The 23,055-nt window shown below is 62.7% G+C and carries 24 protein-coding genes; 20 read left to right on the top strand and 4 right to left on the bottom strand.

Annotated elements, in window-relative coordinates; genetic code table 11:
• Positions 1–95: 95 nt before the first annotated feature.
• Entirely contained in the window at positions 96–986 is an 891-nt protein-coding gene (locus tag CO666_RS28070) for an SDR family oxidoreductase (RefSeq protein ID WP_097615286.1), read from the bottom strand.
• A 92-nt stretch (positions 987–1,078) separates the two neighbouring features.
• Here CO666_RS28070 and CO666_RS28065 point away from each other — a divergent pair, with 92 nt between their 5' ends.
• From CO666_RS28065 to CO666_RS28040, 5 genes are all read left to right on the top strand, one after another.
• The gene (locus CO666_RS28065; RefSeq protein WP_097615285.1) at positions 1,079–1,903 is read left to right on the top strand and encodes a helix-turn-helix transcriptional regulator; all 825 of its coding nucleotides are present in this window, start codon (positions 1,079–1,081) and stop codon (positions 1,901–1,903) included.
• A 95-nt stretch (positions 1,904–1,998) separates the two neighbouring features.
• Complete coding sequence (locus CO666_RS28060) at positions 1,999–2,277, top strand: type II toxin-antitoxin system TacA family antitoxin (RefSeq protein WP_097615309.1); 279 nt, start codon at positions 1,999–2,001, stop codon at positions 2,275–2,277.
• A complete protein-coding gene (locus CO666_RS28055; RefSeq protein WP_425352440.1) occupies positions 2,274–2,807 on the top strand; it encodes a GNAT family N-acetyltransferase in 534 nt (177 codons plus the stop codon). Before CO666_RS28060 ends, CO666_RS28055 begins: the two co-directional genes overlap by 4 nt.
• Positions 2,808–3,037: 230 nt before the next feature.
• Positions 3,038–3,355 (top strand): hypothetical protein, encoded by a 318-nt coding sequence (locus CO666_RS28045; RefSeq protein ID WP_097615282.1) that lies wholly within the window; start codon positions 3,038–3,040, stop codon positions 3,353–3,355.
• 258 nt (positions 3,356–3,613) lie between these two features.
• A complete protein-coding gene (locus CO666_RS28040) occupies positions 3,614–5,146 on the top strand; it encodes an Ig-like domain-containing protein (protein ID WP_097615281.1) in 1,533 nt (510 codons plus the stop codon).
• Between the two features lie 108 nt (positions 5,147–5,254).
• Here the strand turns inward: CO666_RS28040 and ftsZ are convergent, their stop codons facing one another.
• Complete coding sequence (gene ftsZ, locus CO666_RS28035) at positions 5,255–6,277, bottom strand: cell division protein FtsZ (protein ID WP_097615280.1); 1,023 nt, start codon at positions 6,275–6,277, stop codon at positions 5,255–5,257.
• A 234-nt stretch (positions 6,278–6,511) separates the two neighbouring features.
• Between ftsZ and CO666_RS28030 the strand changes: the two genes are divergently transcribed.
• Positions 6,512–6,925: a hypothetical protein gene (locus tag CO666_RS28030; RefSeq protein WP_097615279.1), complete on the top strand. Its 414-nt coding sequence runs from the start codon at positions 6,512–6,514 to the stop codon at positions 6,923–6,925.
• Positions 6,926–7,296: 371 nt separating this feature from the next.
• Entirely contained in the window at positions 7,297–8,943 is a 1,647-nt protein-coding gene (ilvB, locus tag CO666_RS28020) for a biosynthetic-type acetolactate synthase large subunit (RefSeq protein ID WP_097615277.1), read from the top strand.
• A 372-nt stretch (positions 8,944–9,315) separates the two neighbouring features.
• Here the strand turns inward: ilvB and CO666_RS28015 are convergent, their stop codons facing one another.
• A complete protein-coding gene (locus CO666_RS28015) occupies positions 9,316–10,314 on the bottom strand; it encodes an AraC family transcriptional regulator (RefSeq protein WP_097615276.1) in 999 nt (332 codons plus the stop codon).
• 65 nt (positions 10,315–10,379) lie between these two features.
• Between CO666_RS28015 and CO666_RS28010 the strand changes: the two genes are divergently transcribed.
• From CO666_RS28010 to CO666_RS28000, 3 genes are all read left to right on the top strand, one after another.
• Positions 10,380–10,748, top strand: coding sequence for a DsrE family protein (locus tag CO666_RS28010; protein WP_097615275.1), 369 nt, complete (start codon positions 10,380–10,382; stop codon positions 10,746–10,748).
• 178 nt (positions 10,749–10,926) lie between these two features.
• Complete coding sequence (gene blh, locus CO666_RS28005; RefSeq protein ID WP_097615308.1) at positions 10,927–12,207, top strand: bifunctional sulfur transferase/dioxygenase Blh; 1,281 nt, start codon at positions 10,927–10,929, stop codon at positions 12,205–12,207.
• Positions 12,208–12,451: 244 nt separating this feature from the next.
• Entirely contained in the window at positions 12,452–13,021 is a 570-nt protein-coding gene (locus CO666_RS28000; RefSeq protein ID WP_097615274.1) for a hypothetical protein, read from the top strand.
• Here CO666_RS28000 and CO666_RS27995 read toward each other — a convergent pair.
• Positions 13,012–13,509, bottom strand: coding sequence for an HIT family protein (locus CO666_RS27995; protein ID WP_097615273.1), 498 nt, complete (start codon positions 13,507–13,509; stop codon positions 13,012–13,014). The genes CO666_RS28000 and CO666_RS27995 overlap by 10 nt on opposite strands.
• Before the next feature lie 205 nt (positions 13,510–13,714).
• Between CO666_RS27995 and CO666_RS27990 the strand changes: the two genes are divergently transcribed.
• The 10 genes from CO666_RS27990 (at position 13,715) to CO666_RS27945 (ending at position 22,671) form a co-directional block, all read left to right on the top strand.
• Positions 13,715–14,638, top strand: a complete 924-nt coding sequence (locus CO666_RS27990) for an MYG1 family protein (protein ID WP_097615272.1) — start codon at positions 13,715–13,717, stop codon at positions 14,636–14,638.
• Between the two features lie 197 nt (positions 14,639–14,835).
• Positions 14,836–15,225 carry a c-type cytochrome gene (locus CO666_RS27985; protein ID WP_097615307.1) on the top strand — a complete coding sequence of 130 codons (390 nt, stop codon included), beginning with the start codon at positions 14,836–14,838 and terminating at the stop codon, positions 15,223–15,225.
• A 169-nt stretch (positions 15,226–15,394) separates the two neighbouring features.
• The gene (locus CO666_RS27980) at positions 15,395–16,213 is read left to right on the top strand and encodes a cytochrome c oxidase subunit II (RefSeq protein WP_097615271.1); all 819 of its coding nucleotides are present in this window, start codon (positions 15,395–15,397) and stop codon (positions 16,211–16,213) included.
• Between the two features lie 28 nt (positions 16,214–16,241).
• Entirely contained in the window at positions 16,242–18,020 is a 1,779-nt protein-coding gene (gene ctaD / locus CO666_RS27975; RefSeq protein ID WP_097615270.1) for a cytochrome c oxidase subunit I, read from the top strand.
• On the top strand, positions 18,017–18,730 hold the full coding sequence (locus CO666_RS27970) for a cytochrome c oxidase subunit 3 (RefSeq protein WP_097615269.1): 714 nt from the start codon (positions 18,017–18,019) through the stop codon (positions 18,728–18,730). Before ctaD ends, CO666_RS27970 begins: the two co-directional genes overlap by 4 nt.
• A gap of 9 nt (positions 18,731–18,739) precedes the next feature.
• Positions 18,740–19,459, top strand: a complete 720-nt coding sequence (locus tag CO666_RS27965) for a heme-copper oxidase subunit III family protein (RefSeq protein ID WP_097615268.1) — start codon at positions 18,740–18,742, stop codon at positions 19,457–19,459.
• A gap of 7 nt (positions 19,460–19,466) precedes the next feature.
• Complete coding sequence (locus CO666_RS27960; RefSeq protein WP_097615267.1) at positions 19,467–19,832, top strand: cytochrome C oxidase subunit IV family protein; 366 nt, start codon at positions 19,467–19,469, stop codon at positions 19,830–19,832.
• A gap of 27 nt (positions 19,833–19,859) precedes the next feature.
• On the top strand, positions 19,860–20,441 hold the full coding sequence (locus tag CO666_RS27955; RefSeq protein ID WP_097615266.1) for a dienelactone hydrolase family protein: 582 nt from the start codon (positions 19,860–19,862) through the stop codon (positions 20,439–20,441).
• A gap of 303 nt (positions 20,442–20,744) precedes the next feature.
• Entirely contained in the window at positions 20,745–21,482 is a 738-nt protein-coding gene (locus CO666_RS27950) for an SDR family oxidoreductase (protein WP_097615265.1), read from the top strand.
• A gap of 142 nt (positions 21,483–21,624) precedes the next feature.
• On the top strand, positions 21,625–22,671 hold the full coding sequence (locus tag CO666_RS27945) for a helix-turn-helix domain-containing protein (protein WP_097615306.1): 1,047 nt from the start codon (positions 21,625–21,627) through the stop codon (positions 22,669–22,671).
• Positions 22,672–23,055: the final 384 nt, after the last annotated feature.

Below are 23,055 nucleotides of genomic sequence, written 5' to 3'. Positions count from 1 at the left end.
GCCGTCGGCTTCGATATGAACGAGGGCCGGACGCGCTGACCGCGTCGCTTGCAATTTGATTCATGCAATGCGGCTAAGTCTCTGTTTTCCAAACATCAGCTGCCGAAATAGGCCGGGTGGTCGATGTCGGCAAGGAGTCCCGGCTGCTCCGGCTGCCAGCCGATGAGCGCGCGGGTGTGAGCACTCGACGTCGGGACATCGAAGCCGGCGAAGGTCGCAAACCAGCCGAAATGTTCCACCGCCTCTTCCGGTGAAAGTGAGGCGACCGGCACGTTCAGTCGCCGGGCGATGAGTTCGGCGATTTCCCGGAAAACCACGCCCTCTTCGGCGACCGCGAGGAAGGGGCCGCCGACGGCGCCGCGTTCCAGCGCCAGGCGATAGACGCGGGCGGCATCGCGCCGGTGCACGGCCGGCCAGCGGTTGGTTCCTTCGCCGATATAGGCGGAAACGCCCTTCTGCCGGGCGATATCGATCAGCATCGGCACGAAGCCGTGATCGCCATGGCCGTGCACGGAGGGCGGGAGCCGGACGGTTGCGGCGCGGACGCCGCGGGCGACGAGCGACACGGCAGTGATTTCGGAGGCGCGGGGATAGGTCTCCGTCGTCGGCATCGGCGGGTCCTTCTCGGTGCCGATGCGGCCGGGCGCATGGCCGAGGCCAGCCGTGACGAGCAACGGGCGCTCTGAGCCCCGGAGCGCTTCGCCGAGCGCCTCGATGGCCCGCCGGTCGAGGGCGCAGTTTTCGGCGAATTTCGAGAAATCATGGTTGAAGCCGGTGTGGATGACGCCGTCGGTCTCGGTCGCGCCACGCTGCAGACCTTCCAGATCCTCGAGCGTGCCGCGCTGGACTTCGGCGCCGGATGCCGCCAGTTCCGCCGCTCCCTTGTCCGAACGGGCAAGTCCCAGCACCTGATGGCCGGCGCCGATCAATTCGCTGACGACGGCCGAGCCGACCCAGCCGGTGGCTCCAGTGACGAAGATGCGCATGTCGATATCTCCTGATTTAACCGCAGACAGATATCGAGCAGTCTGGTATCATGGTAAAGTAGTGATATTATCATGGTATAAAGGCTAACAGGATGAGTGAATTCGTCGCCTCGGACAATCGGCTGGGCGTTTATCTCAAGGACCGCCGCGCCAAGCTCGATCCCGCCGCCTTCGGCTTTGCCGGCGAGCGCCGCCGCACGCCGGGGCTGCGGCGCGAGGAGGTGGCGAACCGCGCCAATATCAGCCCGACCTGGTACACCTGGCTGGAGCAGGGGCGCGGCGGCGCGCCGTCATCAGACGTGCTCGACCGGATCGCCCGCGCCCTGATGCTGACCGATGTCGAGCGCGAGCATCTCTTCCTCATCGGCCTCGGCCGCCCGCCCGAAGTGCGCTACCGCAGCGAGCAGGGCATCACGCCGCGGCTTCAGGGCGTGCTCGATGCGCTCGACCCGTGCCCGGCGCTGATCCGCACGGCGATCTGGGACGTGGTCGGCTGGAACCGGGCGGCGACGGTGCTTCTGACCGATTGCGGCGCGCTGCCGCCGGAGGAGCGCAACGTGCTGCGCTTCATCTTCCTCGATCCCAGAGTGCGCGCCGCCCAATATGACTGGGAAAGTGTGGCCCGCTTCGTCGTCGCCGCCTTCCGGGTGGATGCGGCGCGTGCAGGTGCTGCCGATGAAGTGGAGCCGCTGATCGACGAACTCTGCCGCAAGAGCCCGGAATTCCTGGCGATGTGGCGCGACAACGACGTGCGCACCCACGGCGAGGGGGTCAAACACATCAAGCACCCGGTGCTCGGCCTGCTCTCCTTCGAATATTCCGCCTTCCAGGTGGACGGCCGGCCCGACCTCAGCATGGTGGTGTACAATCCGGCGACGGCGGAGGATGTAGCGAAGATCAAGGGGGTGCTGGGGTGATATTGCCTTTGGCTTTGTACGTATTGAAAGCATACAGAGATTGACGCACACTGCCATCCTGCGTACTCTTTCAATGAGTACAGATGGAGTCTGCCATGCCAAGGGTGGCCGTTGAAGACAATGAGCGCATGAGTCTGCGGGTTGCCGCATCGGCCAAAGCCAAGCTGGTGCGGGCGGCAGCACTTCGCAATACGGATCTCACCAATTTCGTGACACAATCGGCATTGCGGGAGGCCGATGCCGTCATCGCCGAGGCGGAGGTCATCAAAGCATCGGAGCGCGATTACGGGCGCATTCTCGAACTTCTGGAAAATCCGCCTCAGCCGAATGAAAGACTGCTGGCGGCTGCTGGAGCCTTGCCGAAATCCGTATGACGGCCTGGCACGAAGAGCCGATCGGCAAACATCACGATCGCAAATCATTCGACTGCGGCGATGCCGATCTCAACGATTTTCTGCAGCGCTACGCACGCCAGAGCCATGAACAGGGCGGGTCCAAGACCTTTCTTGCGATCGACGATGCCGATGGAAAAACGATCCGCGGCTTTTACAGCCTCGCGCCCACATCCATCAAGCCCGAGATCGTGCCCGATGAGGTCAAGCGCGGTCTTGCCCGCCACGAGGTGCCGGGCTTCCGGCTGACACGCCTGGCCGTCGACAAACGACTGCAGGGGCAGGGGATGGGCGGCCAATTGCTGCTGGCTGCCGGCAAGCGATGCCTGCGCGTCACCACCGAAGTCGGCGGTGTTGTGATGGCGATCGATGCCAAGAATGACAGAGTGGCTGAGTGGTACAAGACCTACGGCGCGCTTGCGCTGATCGACGCGCCTCTGTCGTTGGTCATCCCGTTGGCAACGATCACTGCTGCGTTGCAAGCGGCCGGTGGTCGCAATTTACAACCTTAGCGGCCGTCATCGCCTCAATCCCGACAAATCTGCAGTGATGCTGTGCATCGGCGCGCGCAAGATTTGAGCCGCGCGAGTGGGGGATTTCAATGAATTCATATCGCGTTGCGGTCTTGGTCGCCGCTTCGGTTTTGACGGCGCTGTCGGCTTCGGAGGCGTCTGCTTGCAGTTGCGGCAGGTCGTCCCCGAAGGACAAATTCGCAGAAGCGGATTTGATCGTGAGAGGCCGTATGAAGCTGGTGACCTTCGGCGTTGAGCTACCGGATTCTCGGACCGATCGCGAAGCGGCACGGCTGACGCGCGGCGACTTTGAGATCGAGAAGGTAGTGAAGGGGACCTTCAAGGGCAAAGCCCTGTCGGTCTATACGGGTGCCGGCATGGGGGATTGCGGGCGCCTGGAGGATTTCCTCAACGCAGCGTTCTACTACCGCAGCGACAAATTCGCCGTTTACGAATTCGGATTGTCGAAGGCGGAGTTTGAAGGTCAGACATTCTATTTTACGTCTATCTGCGACTATGCGAAGGGGCCGAAGGATGGCCAGGAGTGAGGCCACCGATCCCTTTTGAGGATCGCCGCACCCGCCTCGTCCTTCGAGGCTGCAGCCTTCGGCTTCCGCACCTCTGGATGAGGCTCTCTCGAGCGTTGGCGCGGCATCATCCGATGCACCTCGGGATAAGGCTCTCTTGAGTGGCAAAGCTGTGAAAGCCATAAAATACCACTCCTGCTAGAAAATCCATTGACCTGCCGGCCCCCGGCTGCTTTCCTCCCGGTCGATCAAGGCGAATGGATCTTGAAGGAGATAGCCATGACAGTGCTTGAAAAACCTGTGGCGGTCGATGATGTCGGGAGCGTTTCCGAGAATGATGTGATTTCAGGCAACCTGCTGGAGAATGATCTGGCTGGGGGCTCCGGCAACCTGTTTCTCACCTTCCTCGACGGCGAGCGGGTTCTTGCCAAGAAGGGTGGCGCGATCACCGATATCGAGGGCGAGCACGGCACGTTTCATGTCAGGGCCGACGGCTCCTATAGCTACACCATGCACGAGGCCGACAAGGTGGGCTTCGTCGAGGGCATGACATTGACGGAGACGATCGGCTACAAGATTTCCGACGGCGCCGGCAATACCGATGTCGGCCATTTCAAGCTCGACATTCACGGCGTCACGAGCCCGCCGGTCGCGATCGACGACGCCTTCTCCTTCCACGAGGGAAGCGAGATGGCCCGCAACGTGCTCGCCGATGATCATGCAGGCGAGGCGGGTACGCTCTTCCTGCGTTCGGTCGGCGGCATCAGCATTGCCGCCGGGCAGGGGCAGACGACCGATGTGGCGGGCGAATTCGGCACCTTCCATTTTTCGGCGAACGGAAGCTTCACCTACGATCTCGATCCGGCTGTGAAGGCGGGCCTCGACGATGGCGAGCATGTGACGGAGAAGCTTCGGTACAAGGTCTCCGACGGCGCCGGTCATGCAGATGCCGGCGTGTTCACGCTGACCGTCGACGGCGTGACGGACGGGAAGTCTGTGAATACGGCTCATGCCGAAGCCCAGGCGGACGTCGTGCGCCCCTTCGACGACCATTACGAACTCCAGGGCGTGGCGATCGATCCGCTGACGGGCAAGTTTTACGTCAGCTCCGGCCATGGTTTCCCGGATGATTCCATGGTGAGCATCTACGACAATGCCTCGGCTTTCGAGGCCGGCAAGGCCAGCGGCGCCATCTCTCTCGGCGACTATGACAAGGGCGAATATGACATCGGCGGAACCTATTTTTCAGTCCGCGGCGGCGAGATCATCGGAAGAACCAACGAGGCGAGAAGCGGGGAGGACCCTTTCCCCGATCAGACCTATCTCGCAAAGTGGGATGCCGCCGACGGATCGCTCGATCATAAGGGGGCTTCGATTCCCGGCCTTATCGGCCAGAACGGGGCGGGTACGTTTGACTGGGGCGGCTTTACGGCGGTCAATACGATGCAGGATTCGACCGGCATTTATGTCGTCGGCCGCCTCAATGATGCGACCTGGCAGGTCTCCAAGATCGATCCCCATACGCTGAACCCGATCGAATCCAAGACATTTTCGGCCGGCGGGCTCGGATACGGCTTTGCCGTCGACGGCACCTTCTTCTTCGGCGATGCCTCCGGCGGCGAGCACATCGGCACGGCATTCAACTTTGCGACCGGGGCCAAGACGGCAGTCGATATCAACCTCGCCATACCGGGGGACGACTTCATCACCAACGTTGTCTATGACCCGGCGGCGGATAATCTCTACCTCACCAACACCATGACCGACGAAATCTCCGTCGTGCATAAGGTCTCGGACATACTCTTCGCCTGACGGTCTTGACCGGCCGAATGATGACGCCGTCCCGCCCGTTTTCCAAAGGGTGGGGCGGCGTTTATCCGCTCAGTGCCGTGGTGAGCAGATCAATATGACAGTGGCCGCTTACTGCAGCGTGCGCGTCTGGATCTGTTCGGCCGGGGCGTGAGGCGCGGATGCGGGCAGGGAGCTGCCTTCCAGGCCGGTCGCTACCACAGAGACGCGGAACTTGCCGTCAAGGCTGCGGTCGAAGATGGCGCCGACGACGATATCGGCGTCATCCTGCACCTCGTCGCGAATGCGGCTTGCCGCTTCGTCCACTTCGAACAGCGTCATATCCGAGCCGCCCGAGATCGAGATCAGCACGCCTTTGGCGCCTCGCATCGAGATATCGTCGAGAAGCGGGTTGGCGATTGCCGCTTCCGCCGCCTTCATCGCACGGCTCTCGCCGGAGGCTTCGCCAGTCCCCATCATCGCGCGGCCCATGCCCTGCATCACCGACTTCACGTCGGCAAAATCGAGGTTGATCAGGCCTTCCTTGACGATGAGATCGGTAATGCAGCCGACGCCGGCGTAGAGCACGCGGTCGGCGGTCATGAAGGCATCGGCGAAAGTCGTTTTCGCATCGGCGATGCGGAATAGGTTCTGATTGGGAATGACGATGACCGTATCGGCTGCTTGGCGAAGCGCCTCGATGCCGACTTCCGCCGTCCGCATGCGGCGATTGCCCTCAAAGGTGAACGGCTTGGTGACGACGCCGACCGTCAGGATGCCGGCGGCACGCGCGGCGCGCGCGATGACAGGGGCCGCACCCGTGCCGGTCCCGCCGCCCATGCCGGCGGTAACGAAGCACATATGCGATCCTGCCAGATGATCCATGATCTCATCGATCGATTCCTCGGCAGCCGCATGGCCGATCTCAGGCAGCGAACCGGCGCCGAGACCCTCGGTCACATTCGCGCCGAGTTGAATGCGCCTGGTCGCTTTTGACGTGGCGAGGACCTGGGCGTCCGTATTTGCGGCGATGAATTCAACGCCTGCCAGCTTTTCCGCGATCATATTGTTGATCGCATTGCCACCACCACCGCCGACGCCGATCACAGTAATATGCGGCCGCAGTCCCGAAATGCCGCTCTTGGCGTCCGTCATCGCGCTCTCCTTTGATGCTTCGTTCACGCCACGCCCTCGTCGTGGCCAGCGAATCGTCGCTTAGGATAGCCGCCCAACAAGGCAGAGGCGAGGCGAAAGAAATCTCGGGTGCCGCCGAAGTCCCACCCGCCCGGTCAAACCGCGAATTTCGACAAAAGCCCCGTCGGCGCGTGAACCAAAGCCGCGCGGGGGTGTTTACTGGCATGCCTGATATTTCCGAAAGGAGCGGTTCCCATGCAAAGACTTCTTCTATCTGGCCTTGCCGTTGCGGCCCTTGCCGGCACTGCCTTCGCGCAACAGCCGCCCGCCCCACCATCCGCCGGGACACCGCCCGTAGCCGTGGAGCCAAGCGCACCACCTCCGCCTACACCTAGCGATGAGGGGGCGATGCGGGGCGGGCCGGATGCGCTGCCGAGAGAACGTCCCGATGACCGCTGGCACGGATCGAGGGGCGACATGGGTTTCCGTGAGGACAGGGGCTATCGTGGTTTCCGTGGTCATCACCCGCCGCCGCTGTCCAAGGCGGCGCATTTCCGGATCGAGGACGGGAACACCCGGATCGATCTGCAATGCGCCGAGGACGAACCAATGAAGGCCTGCGCCGATCTCCTGCTGCAGGTGATGGACCGCTTGCAGGGCCAGGACTAACCTTGCCTATCCCAGATGAAGCGGGATGCCGGCGACGATGCAGCCACCCGCGACCCGGGTCGCACGCTTCCCGACTGGCTGCCGGCCTCCCGAAATGCAATTTCTCCGGGAGCATTGACGACGACCCAATTTGCATCTAGCTATGCTGCCATGAAAATCGCAATGGTTCTGGCAGTGGTGATCGGGCGCATGGGCAGGGTGGTGTAACCATCCGGCGAAGGCACCCATGCGCGGTAAGCAGGCTCCTGACGGGGCCTTTTTTATGCCCTGAATCCGGGCGTGCGCCTCGTCGGACTTTCCACACATCGTCACACCGATCAAGGAACGGAACCATGAGATCCCGTCATTCCATCGACACCCCGCGCGCTCAGATGACCGGCGCGGAAATCGTTCTCCAGGCGCTGAGAGACAATGGCGTCCGGCATATTTTCGGCTATCCCGGCGCTGCCGTGCTGCCGATTTACGACGAGCTTTTCCAGCAGGAAGACATCAGGCACATTCTGGTTCGCCATGAGCAGGGCGCCGGCCATGCCGCCGAGGGCTATGCCCGCTCGACGGGCAAGGTCGGTGTCATGCTGGTGACATCAGGCCCAGGCGTCACCAACGCGATCACGCCGCTGCAGGATGCCTTGATGGATTCCGTGCCGCTCGTCTGCCTGTCCGGCCAGGTGCCGACGACGCTGATCGGCTCCGATGCGTTTCAGGAATGCGATACCGTCGGCATCACCCGCGCCTGCACGAAACACAATCGGCTGGTTGGTGACGTCAACGACCTTGCGGCGACCATCCACGAGGCCTTTCGCATCGCCAGCTCCGGTCGGCCCGGCCCCGTTCTGGTCGACATGCCCAAGGACGTGCTATTTGCCAGTGGCAGCTACACGCCGCCGGAGGCCGTCGCCGCGAGAATGAGCGACCAACCGGACCGTCGCGGCGACATCGGGAAGATCGAGGCTGCCGTCGCCCTGATGGCGGCGGCGCGCCGGCCGGTCATCTGCGCGGGCGGCGGCGTGATCAATTCCGGCCCCGAAGCGGTAAAGCTGTTGCGCGAGCTGGTCGATCTCTCCGGCTTTCCGGTCACGTCAAGGCTGATGGGGCTCGGCGCCTATCCGGCTTCCGGCCCGAACTGGCTGAAGATGACCGGGCTTCACGGCTCCTATGAGGCCAATATGGCGATGCACGACTGCGACGTGATGCTCTGCATCGGGGCGCGCTTCGACGGCGAGGTCACCGCCGGCGTCAATGGTTTCTCGCCGAATTCCAGGAAGATTCATATCGATATCGATGCCGCCTCGCTTAGCAAAATTGCGCGCGCCGATATCGGCATCCGGGGCGATGCCGCCCACGTGCTTGCCGACCTCGTTGGTCTGTGGCGGGCGCTGCCGCAGGCGCCGGACCGGGCGAGACTGACCGAGTGGTGGAGCGCGATTGCCGGCTGGCGGGCGCGGCGATCGTTTTCCTACGCGATGCGCGACGACGTCATCATGCCGCAATATGCCATCGAGCGACTCTATCAGCTGACAAAGGATCGGGATACTTACATCACGACGGAGGTCGGCCAGCATCGGATCTGGGCGGCGCAATATTACGGCTTCGAGCGGCCGAACCGCTGGATGACCTCAGGCGGCCTGGGGACCATGGGATACGGGCTGCCCGCAGCCCTCGGCGTGCAGATCGCCAATCCCAACAGCCTCGTCATCGACATAGCGGGCGATGCCTCCGTGCAGCTGACGATGAAGGAAATGTCGGCCGCCGTGCAGCACCAGGCGCCGATCAAGATCTTCATTCTCAACAACGGCTATCCGGGACAGCGGCAGCACGGCAACCCGGATTTCGTGAAACTTGCGGAAGCCTATGGCGGACACGGCATTCGCTGCGAGAAACCCGCCGAACTCGACGATGCGATCCTGGAGATGATTGAGGTCGACATGCCTGTTCTGTTCGATTGCCGCGTCGCAGAGCTCGCCAATTGCCTGCCGATGATTTGCACCGGCAGGGCAGGCAGCGAGCCGAAGGGCTGATGGCGGCATTGCCATCGGGAGATGGACGCTGGCGCACCCGCCACGTCCTTCGAGGCCCCTGCGGGGCACCTCAGGATGAGGCTCTCTTGGGCTTTGGCGCAATGGGAGCTGGAAGCAAATTGCGGCATCCTCCAACGTTTCTCATTGGGGCGGCATCCTCCGTGTTCCCTCATCCTGAGGCGCGGAGGCCAAAGGCCGGAGCCTCGAAGGACGCGCCGCAACGCTGCGCCTTGCAGGCATCACCGGCATACCCGCCTCGTCCTTCGAGGCCCCTTCGGGGTACGGATGAGGCTCTCTTGGGTGTTGGCGAGGGAAGCGAAACTTTGCCGACCAAGTGAATGCCGTCGACTCGATAGCTGATGCCCTCACGCTCTACTCCCGCGCCATCGCCCGCCACGCCGCCGGCGGGGTGGTGAATGCCCGCGAAAAGGCGCGGTTGAAGGCGGCTTCGGTGGCGTAGCCGGCGTCGTCGGCGATCGCTGCGATCGGCCGGCCTGAGGTGGCGAGCGCGACACTTGCTAGGTAAAGCCGCCAGTCCCTGATATAGCGGATCGGCGAGATCGAGAGCATTGCCTGGAAGCGATCGGCGAGTGCGCTGCGCGACAGGCCCGAGGCTGCGGCCAAGTTCTCCAGCGACCACTCGCGTTTGGGATCGTCGTGAATGAGGGAGAGGCAGCGCGACAGCGCCGGGTCGGCGAGCGCTGCCAGCCAGCCGACCGAGCGCGGCTCGGCCATCATGATCTGGTGGCGCAGGATCTCGATGAAGATGATTTCGGTCAGCCGCGGCAGCATCGAGACGCCGCCGGCGCGCGGTCGATCGACCTCCTCGACCATCTGGCGGATGGTGGCGCGCAGCCAGTCGCCGTCATTGGCGCCCCGTGTCCTGACATGGATCATTTTCGGCAGCGCCTGGCGCAGTGGGCCAAAACTCAACCCATCCCATTGCAGATAGCCGCAGAGCAGCCGTCCCCCCTGCGTCGCCTCGCCATAGCGGAGCACGGGAATCTCACGCCAAGGCTTTTGCGGCAGGTCGCGGGTCGGCAGCACCAGCATGCCGTCTCTTCCCGCTCCGAGCTGATGACCGGTGCCGAAGGGAAAGACCAGCACGTCGCCGGCCTCCAGCTCGGTCTCCTCGCCTTCGGTCTTCAGCCAGCAGTTGCCGGCGACGACGATGTGAAACGGCATCGTGCCCGAAGCCCTTGCTGAAAGACCGGCCAGCGACGGCGTGGCATCGGTCTGCCAGTCGCCGGTCGGCATGAAGCAGAACTGCAGCGATCCCGAAAGGCGGATCGTCGACAGCAGCGCCGACAAGACGTCGTCGCGCACGACACCGCCCGTCGCCTCTGGATTTTCGGACAAGGCTTCACGCATTCCGGCCAAATACGCGCCCCGCGCACCCTCCTATGGTGAACACGTCACTTCAACAGGAGAATACTATGCAAAGCCAAAGCGATAAACTGGTCGTGCTCATCACCAAGGGCATCGAATCCGAACTCTCCTCCGTCGCCTTCACTATTGCCAATGGCGGCATCACTGCCGGGCTGAAGGTTTCGGTGTTCCTCACCAGCACCGGGATCGACCTGGTGCGCAAGGGCGGTCAGCGCATGACGCAGGTGCCGCCGCTCGATCCGCTGTCGAGCCTGATCGAAAATTTCCAGCAGCGCGGCGGCACGATCTGGGCCTGCCCGCCCTGCGTGACCTCGCGCGGTTATACGCAGGAGGACATGCTCGACGGCGTGGTCATCGTCGGCGCCAGCGCCATGCATGCCGAGATCAAGGAGGGTGCCGCGACGCTGTCGTTTTGACCGGGTGTTGGGGCCGGGCGGGAGTTTGGGAACAGTCTCTCGCCGGCATCGCCAGGCTTTCCGGGTGGCCTGCAAGTGCGGGAGACCAAAGCGTCTATTCTTGCGCTCGGCAATATACTTGTGAGATTGTATCGATATACATGCGATAATGCCTGGTGCGGGCAGCGCGGGGGCTTCGATGACATCCGTGAGGGTCAATGAGCTGATATCGGTGGCGGGACAGCCCGATGCCGCGGGCTTTGCCGCTTTTGCGGCAGACGGCTTTGCCGGCGTCATCAATGCCCGGCCGGATGGCGAGGAGCCGGGGCAGCCCGGCAATGCGGCCGAAAAGGCTTCCGCCGCCGCTGCCGGGCTTTCCTACAGCTTCATACCGGTGAAGGGGCAGGAAATTACCGAGGCCGATATCCGCGCCTTCCAGGCAGCGATGGCCGAGGCCAAGGGGCCGGTCGTCGCTCATTGCAAGAGCGGCACGCGGGCGCTGACGCTTTATGCGCTGGGCGAGGTGCTGGACGGGCGGATGAAGCCCGGGGATATCGAGACTTTCGGTCAAAATCTCGGCTTCGATCTTGCCGGCGCGCATCGCTGGCTGGAGAAGCGGGCAGGGCAGGCGGCTGATGTGAAGGCCTTCTTCGAGCCCCGCACCTGCAGCGTGCAATATGTCGTTGCCGACCCGGTCACGAGGCGCTGTGCCATCATCGACCCCGTGCTCGATTTCGATGAAATGTCCGGGGCGACGGGAACGGCCAATGCCGACGCCATCCTCGCTTATATCGAAAACGAAGGGCTGACCGTCGAGTGGATCCTCGACACGCATCCGCATGCCGATCATTTCTCCGCCGCGCATTACCTCCAGGGAAAGACTGGCGCGCCGACGGCGATCGGCGCCCATGTCACCGACGTGCAGACGCTCTGGAAGGAGATCTACAACTGGCCGGCGCTCGCAACCGATGGCTCGCAGTGGGACCGGCTGTTTGCCGATGGCGACATGTTCGAGATCGGCGCGCTGAAGGCCCGCGTGATGTTTTCGCCCGGGCATACGCTGGCCTCGATCACCTATGTGATCGGCGACGCCGCTTTCGTGCACGATACGGTGTTCACGCCGGATTCCGGTACGGCGCGCACGGATTTCCCGGGCGGCAGTGCCAGCGCCCTCTGGCGCTCGATCCAGGCGATCCTGTCGCTGCCGGAGGAGACCAGGCTCTTTTCCGGCCATGACTACCAGCCCGGCGGCCGTCACCCGCGCTGGGAAAGCACGGTCGCCGCCCAGAAACGCGCCAATCCGCATATATCAGGCATTGACGAGGCCGGCTTCGTGGCGCTGCGCCAGGCGCGCGACCGCACGCTGCCGAAACCGAAGCTGATGCTGCACGCGCTGCAGGTCAACATCCGCGGCGGACGGCTGCCCGAGCCGGAGGAGAACGGTAGGCGCTATCTGAAGATCCCGCTGGATGCATTGTAGCGGGTGGTGGTGAACGCCTGCGCGCCAGAGAAAGGGCCAAATCGGCGCCAAGCTACGGGAACGCCACCGTCTGCAATCCGTTGCAGGAATTATCATGAAAGCTTCATGGTCGGCATCCAATACGTCATCGATTGAGGAATGGCCGTATGTCGTCCTCAAGGGGTGGTGTGACCTCACTGGCCTTTTTCCCGGACTGGCGTATGATTTCTGAGGGCATGCGCGCCCGGTCGAACGGAGTTTCGAGATGCTCGAACGAAATCAGTTTCCTCTGCGCCCTGTCGTCCCCGGCTTTGCTGTCGCCTGGGTCGTCGTCATTTCAGGTGCGAGCGTCGCGCTCAGCCTGCTTTTTGCCTGCGTCACGCCCTTCGTGGCTCTGGCGGCGGTGTCGGCGGTCATTCTTCCCCGACGGATGGCGGTGACGGCGGTCCTGCTGGCCTGGCTCGCCAACCAGATGATCGGATATCTCGTGCTCGGCTATCCCCAGACCTGGGACAGTTATGCCTGGGGTCTGGCGATCGGTGCTGCGGCATTTGCGGCGCTCGCCGCTGCACTCGGGGTGCTTCGTCTCGCTGCCGACCTTGTCGTCACCATGGCTGGCGCCTTCATCGCCGGCTTCGTTGCCTATGAAGGTGTGCTCTTTGCCGCAACGGCGGCGCTTCCGTCGGGCGACGGCGCGTTTTCGGCGTCCGTCGTGGCTGACGTCCTGCTGATCAATTCTCTGGCTGCGGTCGGGCTCATTTGCCTGCATGCCGCTGCGGCAGTCGGGTGTGCGTTTGTCGCAAGACAGCCGGGACCGGCGCTGCCTCAGGCTTGAGGCGGCGGAAGCCTTATCGCTTCCCGCAACAACTGGATCACCTCTGAGACCGATGGCCCTTTGACCGGCGGCGGCTCTGCACGTTCGCAGAACTCGCGCCAGACAAACAGCGTCAGTTCCGCGCCATCCGTTGCCGTTTCCCCCGGTCCCTCTGCGAAATTCGCCAGCAGCCGATAGCGAGCATCCCTCCAGAACAGCTCCTCCACCCAGTCATATATAGGGATCACATGGAAATGGATCGGATAACCGGGCGTGTGTCCATATCGGCCGATATAGACACGCTGCGCATTCAGTTCCCGTTTCAGTATGCTCTGAGCCCTTGCAAGCAAGGGGCCGAATTCGGCCAGGGCGTTTTCGGACAAATCCGACAGGTCTGTCGTGTCGGTCTTGGAGCCGATCATGAGATAGCCGGGAAGGGCGGAGTTCATCCGATGGTTCACCAGCCATCCTGATGTTTCGGCAACATGAAAGTGCGGAGGAATCTCCAAGCGTTGCCTCTTTCCGCTTTTGCAAATGCCGCTGTTCACTTCTGATGGCCGCAGAATAGGCAGTTTTGCGAGGGCTGCAAATGCCGCATCCGCGATATAACAGGCCGGAGTCCAAGAGCCTCATCCCGAAAGGCTTGTCGTCATATCCGCCAACCGCTATCTGGTGCTGACCCAGGCGAACCCGCCGAAAACGACAAGGCCTCTCATGATCCCCGATTTCCTCGTCACCCATTCCGGTGGCTTCCATGCCGACGAATTGCTGTCGAGCGTCATCCTGACCCGGCTTTTCCCGCAGGCGCGGATCGTCCGCAGCCGCGCGCCGGAATGGATCACGCCAGGCGTAGACCGCATCATTTATGATGTCGGGGGAACCTATGACCCAGCTGCCCGGATATTCGATCACCATCAGCGCGGCGCGCCGCTGCGCGAAGATGGCCAGCCCTACAGCTCGTTCGGCCTGATCTGGAAGCATTACGGCCGTGATTATCTCGCAGCCTCCGGCCTTCCGGAGGCGGATGTCGAGGCGGTTCACGGTTCCTTCGACGCCGGCTTCGTGCTGCCGATCGATCTGACCGACAATGGCGCGCTCAGCCCCTCGGGGCCGCTGGCCGGCTTGACGCTGCCGGTGCTGCTGGAGACCCTGAAACCGGTTTTCGACGAAGCGGAGCCCGAGGCCGACGACCGCGCTTTCCATGCGGCGCTTGCCGTTGCCCGCAGTTTCGTCGAGGCGAGGATTTCCCAAAGTGCCGCAAAATTGCGGGCCGAGTCGATCGTGCATCGGGCAATCGAGGCCGCGGGGCAGGGGCGTGTGCTGGAATTGCCGAGGGGAATGCCCTTCCGTCCGGCCATCGTCAAGGCTGGCGCCGATCACCTGCTGTTCGTCGTCCACCCGCGCGAAAAGGATTGGTGCGTGACCGGCATCCGCCGCGCCGAGGAGGGCTTCGAGCTCCGGGCCGATCTGCCGGCAGCCTGGGCCGGCCTCACCAATGGCGCGCTGGAGGCGGTGTGCGGCATAGAGGGCGCGAGCTTCTGCCACAACGGTCGCTTCATCGCCGCCGCCAGGACCCGCGAGGCGGCGCTTGCCATGGCCGAGTTGGCGGTTAAGGAGGCGCTTTCGATCGGGGGCTAGGTCAAATGGCGGCAGCTCAGGCAGGTTTCCGCGTCGGATCCGCCGGAGGTCTGATCGTCTTCAGGTAGCCTCAATTGTGGAACCGATTGACTTGCTGCCGCGAAGGACTAAGCTTTAGCTATAACAACCACTACCCATACGCGAGAGATCGTGGAGGGTGCGAGTGGCTGGCGACCTTCAGGAGGATGGGGTTTGCCGTGGATTACCGTGTTGTTTTGCTGATCGCCACATCCGTCATTGCCTTTTCCCCTGGTCAGTCAGGGGCGCAGGAGGGCGATGCGACCGCGGGCGCCGAGGTTTTCAAGAAATGCGCGACCTGTCATATCGCCGATTCCGATACGAACAAGGTCGGCCCGTCGCTGAACGGGGTGCTCGGGCGCAAGGCCGGGACGCATCCTAATTTCGCCTATTCCGCCTCGATGAAGGCGGCTGGCGACGGCGGTCTCGTCTGGGACGAGGCGACGTTACGCGACTATCTCCACAATCCGAGAGTGAAGGTGAAGGGCACGAAAATGGCCTTCGTCGGGCTCAAGGACGATCAGGAGATCACCAATCTCATCGCCTATCTCAAGCAGTTTTCGAAATGACGGGCGAGTTTCCAGCTGACGCGCAATATACTCCGAAAGGCGGGTCGCAGATCATGTCGACCCTGCCTAAATCGCCGTAATTGCCGATATTTTCTATCTGTGCGATAATAAAGACGGACTTTTTGCGGAATGCGGTTTCACGGGTCAACCTGCTCGAGGAGGAGCGGATATGGCTGTCGTGCTGATCCTCGTCCTGATTGTCGTCGGCTCCGTGCTGTTCCATGTGCTGAGCCCGTGGTGGTGGACGCCGATCGCGTCCAACTGGACCTATATCGACAGTACCCTCGTCATCACCTTCTGGATCACCGGCATCGTCTTCGTGGCGGTGGTTTCGTTCATGGCCTACTGCGTCTTCCGCTTCCGGCACAGGCCGGGCAACCGGGCGCATTATGAGCCGGAGAACCGCCGGCTCGAATTGATGCTGGCAGGGGGAACGGCCGTCGGCGTTGCGGCGATGCTGGCGCCCGGCCTCATCGTCTGGAACCAGTTCATCACGGTGCCTGCCGATGCCGCATCGGTCGAAGTCGTCAGCCAGCAATGGCTGTGGAGTTTCCGCCTGCCGGGGGCGGACGGAAAGCTCGGCCGCGCGCAGACGCGCGACGTCACTGCCGAAAACCCGCTCGGGCTTGATAAGAACGACGCAAACGGCCTCGACGACGTCATCATCGAGGGCGGCGAACTGCATCTGCCGATCGGCAAGCCGGTGCATATATTGCTGCGCTCCGTCGATGTGCTGCACGATTTCTACGTGCCGGAATTCCGCGCCAAGATGGACATGATCCCCGGTATGGTCACCTATTTTTGGTTCACGCCGACGCGGACGGGCAATTTCGAGATTCTCTGCGCCGAACTCTGCGGCGTCGGTCATCCGCAAATGCGCGGCAGCGTCGTGGTCGATAACGATGCGGACTACCAGACCTGGCTCGGGCAGCAGCAGACATTCACCCAGCTGACGGCGTCATCGGGAGAGCCGCCGCCGGCAAACTGAACTGGGGGTGGAGTAGGGAGGAGATATCATGGTCGAGATTCCGTCCGGCAGCGCAGGGGTCATCCCGTCCGCGGAAGTCGAGGATGTCGAGCTTTATCATCCGCACAGCTGGTGGACGAAATATGTGTTCAGCCAGGATGCCAAGATCATCGCCGTGCAATATTCGGTGACCGCGATCTCGATCGGCCTGGTAGCGCTGGTGCTCTCCTGGCTGATGCGCATTCAGCTGGCCTTTCCCGGCGCTCTCTCCTTCATCGATGCCGATCACTATTACCAGTTCATCACCATGCACGGCATGATCATGGTGATCTATCTCCTGACCGCGCTCTTCCTCGGCGGCTTCGGCAATTACCTCATTCCGCTGATGGTCGGCGCCCGCGACATGGTGTTTCCTTACGCCAACATGCTGAGCTACTGGATCTATCTGCTTGCCGTGCTGATCCTCGTCGCCGGCTTTTTTGCCCCCGGCGGCCCGACGGGGGCCGGCTGGACGCTCTATCCGCCGCAATCGGTTCTCTCAGGCACACCAGGTGGCAAGGACTGGGGCATCTTGCTGATGCTCACCTCGCTGATCGTCTTCATCATCGGCTTCACCATGGGCGGCCTGAATTATGTGGTGACGGTGCTGCAGGGGCGGGCGCGGGGGATGACGCTGATGCGGATGCCGCTCACCGTCTGGGGTATCTTCACCGCGACCGTCATGGCGCTGCTCGCCTTTCCGGCCCTCTTCGTCGCCTGCGTCATGATGCTGTTCGACCGCGTGCTCGGCACCAGCTTCTTCATGCCCGCCATCGTCGAAATGGGCGAGCAGCTCAAGCATGGCGGCGGCAGCCCGATCCTGTTCCAGCACCTGTTCTGGTTCTTCGGGCATCCGGAGGTCTATATCGTCGCGCTGCCGGCCTTCGGCATCGTTTCGGACCTGATCAGCACGCATGCGCGCAAAAACATCTTCGGCTACCGGATGATGGTCTGGGCGATCGTCATCATCGGGGGCTTGAGCTTCGTCGTCTGGGCGCACCACATGTATGTCAGCGGCATGCACCCGGCCTTCGGCTTCTTCTTCGCCACCACGACGCTGATCATCGCCATTCCGACGGCGATCAAGGTCTATAACTGGGTGCTGACGCTCTGGCGCGGCGATATCCACCTGACGCTGCCGATGCTTTTTGCGCTCGCCTTCATCGTCACCTTCGTCAATGGCGGTCTGACCGGCCTCTTCCTTGGTAACGTCGTCGTCGACGTGCCGCTGTCGGATACGATGTTTGTCGTGGCCCACTTTCACATGGTCATGGGGGTCGCCCCGATCCTCGTCATCTTCGGGGCAATCTATCACTGGTATCCGAAGGTGACGGGCCGGATGCTGGATGAGACGCTCGGCCAGATCCACTTCTGGATCACCTTCCTCGGCACGTATGCGATCTTCTTTCCGATGCATTATCTCGGCCTGCTCGGTGTGCCGCGCCGCTATTTCGAGATGGGAGAAACGGCCTTCGTTCCGCCTTCGGCCCATACGCTGAATATCTTCATCACCGTGATGGCGCTTGTGGTCGGGGCCGGGCAGATGGTTTTTCTGTTCAACCTGGTCTGGAGCCTTTTCCGGGGCAGGGAGGCGGACGGCAATCCATGGCGGGCGACGACGCTCGAATGGCAGACGCCTGAGACGCCGCCCGCACACGGCAACTGGGGCAGAGATCTGCCCGTCGTGTACCGCTGGGCCTATGATTATAGCGTGCCGGGTGCTGCCGAAGATTTCATTCCGCAGAATGTGCCGGCAAGCGATGGCGTCACCCGCGAGGGGCCGGCATGAGCGTCGTGCTGATCTTCCTCGCCGCCATCGCCGCCATCATGATCTGGTGGCTGGCCGGGCAGCGGCTGACCTCGAAGCCCTGGCTCGAAACCGGCTCGGTTCTGCTGCCGGATCATCATGGCACCGAACGGGCGCCTCTGCCGGCGGTGAAGATCGGCCTCTTCGTTTTTCTCGGCGTCGTCGGCGCGCTCTTCAGCCTTGCCGTCAGCGCTTATTTCATGCGTGCGGCGTCGGCGGACTGGTGGGGGATGCCGATTCCCCGCCTGCTCTGGGTCAACACCGCGGCACTGGCCTTGAGCAGCGCCGCGCTGCAATGGGCCAAACGTGAAGCACGGCACGGCCGCATGGAAAGCCTGCGGCCGGCGCTTGCGACAGGGCTTGCGCTTGCCGTCTTCTTTCTCGCCGGGCAGATCCAGGCATGGCGAGAGCTGGTCGCGGCAGGCTATGTGCTAGCCGACAACCCCGCCAACAGCTTCTTCTATATGCTGACCGGGCTGCACGGCCTGCACATTCTCGGCGGGCTTGCCGTGCTCGCGCATACGACGGTCAAGGCCTTCGCAGCCGATATCGCGCCGGAGAGGCTGAGCCTCAGCGTCGATCTCTCGGCCATCTATTCGCATTTCATGCTCGCCGTCTGGCTGCTGCTCTTCGCGCTCTTTGCCGGCTGGGCCAATGATTTCGTCGATCTCTGCCGCACGTTGATCAGCTAGGGGGTGCAGATGGCACAGACTATCGAGACACATGGCGGGGCTGACCTCAGGCCGGCGGGCCTTCGCGGCGTCGCCGCCGATTTCAGCTCGGATCAGCGCGCCTTCAAGACCGCCTCCTGGGGCAAGGCGATGATGTGGATCTTCCTCCTGAGCGACACCTTCGTCTTCGGCTGCTTCCTGATCGCCTATATGACCGCCCGCATGTCGACGCCGGTGCCGTGGCCCAATCCGAGCGAGGTCTTCGCGCTTCATATCGGCGGCCAGGATGTGCCACTGATCCTGATCGCCATCATGACCTTCGTGCTGATCTCCAGCAGCGGCACCATGGCGATGGCGGTCAATTTCGGCTATCGCCGCGACCGCCGGGTAACCGCGATCCTGATGCTGCTGACGGCACTTCTCGGCGCAACCTTCGTCAGCATGCAGGCTTTCGAATGGACGAAGCTGATCACCGAAGGCGTACGTCCCTGGGAGAACCCATGGGGGGCAGCCCAGTTCGGATCGACCTTCTTCATGATCACCGGCTTTCACGGTACCCATGTGACGATCGGCGTCATCTTCCTCCTCATCGTCGCCCGCAAGGTCTGGCGGGGCGATTTCGACGTCGAACGGCGCGGCTTCTTCACCAGCCGGAAGGGCCGCTACGAGGCCGTCGAGATCATGGGACTCTACTGGCACTTCGTCGACCTGGTCTGGGTCTTCATTTTCGCATTCTTTTATCTGTGGTGAGGTCGTCATGAGCGAGACAACGGCGCATGCAGAAGTCCAAACAACGCACGCACAGGCACATACCGGACAACAGCACCCGATCGGGCTCTACTTCTTCGTCTGGGGCCTGCTTTTCGTGCTCAGCGCCTTTTCCTACATGGTCGATTACCTCGGCATCCACGGCTATCTCCGATGGACGCTGATCCTCCTGTTCATGATGCTGAAGGCCGGGTTGATCGTCGCCGTTTTCATGCACATGGCCTGGGAACGCCTGGCCCTCGTCTACGCCATCCTGCTGCCGCCGGTGCTGGTGCTGGTCTTCGTGGCGCTGATGGTCTCGGAAGCGGACTATACCATCTTCACCCGGCTTGCCTTCTTTGGTGCTACGCCGTAGACGCCGATCATCGGGAGAAGGGTCCGTATGGCTGAGGTCTTGTTGTTTCATCACGCTCAGGGGCTGACCCCGGGCGTGCGTGCATTCGCCGACGCCTTGCGGGCAGCCGGCCACATCGTGCACACGCCCGATCTCTTCGACGGACGCACATTCCCAAGCATCGAGGAGGGGCTCGCCTATATCGGCGGGATCGGATTCGACGATATCAGGGAGCGCGGCGTCCGCCTCGCCGACGACCTTTCTGCAGAACTCGTCTATGCCGGCTTCTCGTTCGGTGTGCTGCCGGCGCAGAAGCTGGCGCAGACACGGCCAGCGGCCCGTGGGGCTCTGCTCTTCTATTCCTGCCTGCCGATCAGCGGAAAGTGGGCCTTCGGACCCTGGCCGGATGGCGTCCCGGTCCAGATCCACGGCATGGACAACGATCCGATTTTCGCTGGCGAGGGCGATATCGACGCCGCCCGCGAGATCGTGGAGACGGTCGAGGGCGCGGAGCTTTTCCTCTATCCCGGCGATCAGCACTATTTCGCCGACAGCTCGCTCCCATCCTATGACGCGGATGCGGCAGCACTCCTCACTGCCCGCGTGCTCGCGTTTCTGGATCGCGTTTGATCGATGCCAGCGATCGGCTTGCCGTCGTTAGAGCTGGAGCCACGAAGCAGGAGGAGATGGCGCCGGAGAGACGCAAAGTTCGCCGCCGCTGCCCTTGCCATCGCCGCAATATTTGCCTTATAAAAATCCCGTCGAAAGAGTGCTGGTCGGATGGTAGCCCGACCGCTGCCCGTCGGGCGGCAACTCCTCCTTTCAGGGTAACCGCGACACCGCAGCCGGCTTGCCGGTCTCGTAGGTGTGTCCGCCGGGAACTCTGACATCTTCGTCGGCGCACCTTCATGTCAACATAGAAGGACGTTCGACTTGAAACTGACAGACAACACCATTCTCATCACCGGCGGCGCAAGCGGCATCGGGCTGGCGCTCGCACAGCAACTTTCCGCACGGGGAAATCGCGTCATCATCTGCGGCAGAAGCCGTGACGCGCTGGACAGGGCGCAGGCGGCCGTGCCTGCGCTGATCACGCGGGTCTGCGACGTCACCGATCTCGACGATCGCGACAGCCTGTCGGGCTGGCTGGAAAACAACCATCCCGACCTCAACATGCTGATCAACAATGCCGGGGTGCAGCACATCAGGCATTTCGACGGTGATCATGCTGTGGCCGATCTCGATCAGGAAATCGCCGTCAACCTTGCCGCGCCGATCCAGCTGATCGGCGAGTTGCTGCCGATGCTGAAGCGGCAGCCCAGCGCCGTCATCGTCAATGTCACCTCGGGACTGGCATTTACGCCGAAGGCCGACATCCCGGTCTATTGCGCAACCAAGGCGGCCCTCCATTCCTTCACGCTGTCGCTGCGCCACCAGCTGAAAGCGACGGGGGTGCGGGTGGTCGAGATGGTTCCGCCGATGGTCGACACGAACCTCGGCGGCGGCGTGCGTGCCGGGGGTGCCGAGCGGCAATACATGATGTCGCCGGAGGAATTCGCCGCGGAAGCGCTTGCCCAGTTGGAGAACGGCCAGGACGAGTTGCTGGTCGGCACCTCCGTCCACACGCGTCAGCACGGCGAGGCGATGTTCGAGCGGTTGAACGGCGGCTGATGGGCCGGATGTCGGCGGTAATCCCGGATCGGCCTTGGCCGATCCGGCGTCCCCGGCTGATCCGGGGACGACAATCCAAAAATCCGAGCTTAAAACGTGTCCTAAAACATGATGGAGGTCGCGCCGGGTGGCGATCTCGGCGATGATGGTCACCTATTCGTCACTCCGATCCCACCAGGCCATGATCTTCATTCCGCTTCCCTTCGTCGTCGCCCTTCTGCTGCTCATCCTCTTCGTCGTCGTGCTCAGACGTGACGAAGAGGTTGAGCCCAATCGGCCGTTTCTGGTGCTCATCCTGCTCACCGCGCTGCAATCCGTCCTCTCCGGCCTGCGCTGGGGCTATGGGGTGCAGACAATCGGCGTGATCATGCCGGTGATTGCGGCGATGGTGCCGCCCCTTGCCTATGCCGGGGTCTCCAGGCTGGTGCGGACGAGCCGAAGGCCGCTGCCGCTACGGATCGCCCTGCATGCCGTTCCCACCGCCCTTATCCTTTCGTTGATGGCGCTCTGGCGCGATGCGATTGATATCGCGCTGGTGCTGATCTTTGTCGGCTATGCCCTGGCGATCCTGCTTCTGATGCGCCCGGGCGCCGATGCGCTGCGGCTGGCGCCCTTCGAAGGGGTGGTGCCGGCCTATCGGGCGATCATCTTTGCGGCCGCCGCCCTGTGTCTCTCGGCCGCAGTCGATACTTTCGTCTTTCTCGATTTCACCTGGGCGCATGGCGAGCATGCGCTGACGCTGATCAGTGTCAGCAACCTTGCCGCGCTCGTCGTCCTCGGCATTGCGGCAGCCGCCGCCAGCCGGAGCCGGGCGCCGGCCGAGATGGTGGAGGTAGGCCCGCGGTTGGAGACGAGCGAAGACAAGCAGACGATCGCCACGATCGACGCGCTGATGGAGACCCGCCAACTCTATCGCGACGCCAATCTCAATCTCGACCGTCTGGCCCGCAAGGCCGGCATTCCCGCCCGCCAGATCTCGGCGGCGATCAACCGGGCCATGGACAAGAACGTCTCGCAATATGTCAATGATTACAGGATCGGCGAGGCCTGCCGGCTGCTTGCCGCGACCCAGAAGCCGGTGACCGAGGTGATGTTCGAGGTCGGCTTCCAGACCAAGTCCAACTTCAACCGCGAATTCCGCCGGGTGACGGATATGACGCCGCTGGCGTGGCGGCAGAGGAAGGGGTGAGGGCTGAGTGTCGACCATCAACCCGGTCGTTCACTCCTCACCCGCCGTCGCCCTTCGGGGCTCCGGCGTAGATCTTGCCTGCGAGCCGCTACCTCTCCTCCTTCATTCCTGTGCTCGTCACAGGAATCCAGCCACCGCGCGTCCGCGCGGTGAATGACTCGGTAAAGACAGAGGTTTCCCGCGCCCAAGGACTTGGGCGCACTGGATTCCTGTGACGTCCCTCGGGTCAAGCCCGAGGAAGGAATGAGGGTAGGTTGCGTCCTCGCAGAACTTTCTGTCAGCACGCGTGGATAGCGCCGGTCCTCGCCATCTGCGTTCGTCGTTCGGTAAAGACAACCGGTTCCACACTAATATGGCACCAGTACTCAATCACGATCGAGGACG

It is taken from the genome of Rhizobium chutanense (assembly GCF_002531935.1).
In the GTDB taxonomy this organism is placed as follows: Bacteria; Pseudomonadota; Alphaproteobacteria; order Rhizobiales; family Rhizobiaceae; genus Rhizobium; species Rhizobium chutanense.
Note: the sequence above shows the minus strand (reverse complement) of the source record. Positions and strands in the feature narration are given on the sequence as shown.